The sequence below is a fragment of the Pseudonocardia pini genome (assembly GCF_013870575.1).
Classification (GTDB): Bacteria; Actinomycetota; Actinomycetes; order Mycobacteriales; family Pseudonocardiaceae; genus Pseudonocardia; species Pseudonocardia pini.
Map to the genome: position 1 here is coordinate 1 of NZ_JACBXB010001122.1, position 1291 is coordinate 1291.

Consider the following 1291-nt stretch of genomic DNA (forward strand, 5'->3'; position numbering starts at 1 on the left):
GCGGCCTGGTCCTGGCCCTGGAGGCCATGCGGGAGATCGTCGAGATCGACGTCGGCGAGCGGCTCGCCGTCGTCCAGCCCGGGGTGGTCAACGACGACCTGCGCGCCGCCGCCGCGAAGGAGGGCCTCTGGTACCCGCCGGACCCGGCGAGCTCGCCGTGGTCGACGATCGGCGGCAACGTGGCCACCGACGCCGGCGGGTTGTGCTGTGTGAAGTACGGCGTGACCAGGGACTACGTGCTCGCCCTGCAGATCGTGACGGCGACCGGGGAGATCGTCCGGGTGGGCAGGCGGACGGCCAAGGGCGTGGCCGGGTACGACCTGGTCGGGCTGCTGGTGGGCTCGGAGGGCACGCTCGGCGTGGTCACCGAGGTGACCGTGCGGCTGCGGCCGCAGCGGACCACGGTGCCGCGCACGGTCGTCGGGTTCTTCGACTCCCTCACCGCGACCGGTGAGGCGGTCGCGGCCGTCGCGGTCGCCGGTCTGGAACCCGCGATCTTCGAGCTGGTCGACCAGAAGTGCCTGCGCGCGGTGAACGACTGGAAGAACATGGGCCTGCCGGAGGACGCCGCGGCCCTGCTGATCGCCCAGACCGACCTCCCCGAGCCCGCCGCGACGGCGGAGGCCGAGGGCATCCTCGCCGCCTTCGCCGCCCACGGGGCCCGCGACGCGATGATCTCCACCGACCCCGTCGAGGCGGACGCCCTGTTCGCGGCCCGCAGGCTCGCCTACCCCGCCTTCGAACGGCTGGGGAACCACCAGATCACCGAGGACGTCTGCCTGCCGCGCCGACACCTCGCCGAGATGCTCACCCGGGTCGAGGAGATCGCGGCGCGCCACGACACCCTGGTCGGGACCGTCGCACACGCGGGCGACGGCAACCTGCACCCGCTGATCATGGTCCCGCCCGGGGACGCGGCGGCGAAGGACCGGGCCCTGCTCGCCTTCGACGAGATCGTCGACGCGGCGATCGCCCTGGGCGGCACGGTGACCGGCGAGCACGGCATCGGGCAGCTCAAGCGCGAGGGACTGCGTCGCGAGCTCGATCCCGGGTCGCTCACACTGCAACAGACGATCAAGAAGGCCCTCGATCCCGACGGGATCCTCAACCCCGGCACGGTGTTCTGATGCTCCTCCCCGCCCTGCACGACCCCACCGACGCGCCCGCGCTCAGCTTCCCCGACGGCGCCGTCACCTACCGCGAGCTGGTCACCGATGGACGGATCACGGCCTGGACGGACCTCGACCAGGGGTCGCGCCTCGGGCGCCTCGCAGGCGGTCCGGAACGACAC

1 protein-coding gene is annotated in these 1291 nt (G+C 73.0%); it reads left to right on the forward strand.

The annotated features are described in order from the left end of the window. On the forward strand, positions 1–1127 hold a 1127-nt coding region (locus H5J29_RS33090), incomplete at its 5' end, for an FAD-binding oxidoreductase (RefSeq protein WP_181784819.1). Positions 1128–1291: the final 164 nt, after the last annotated feature.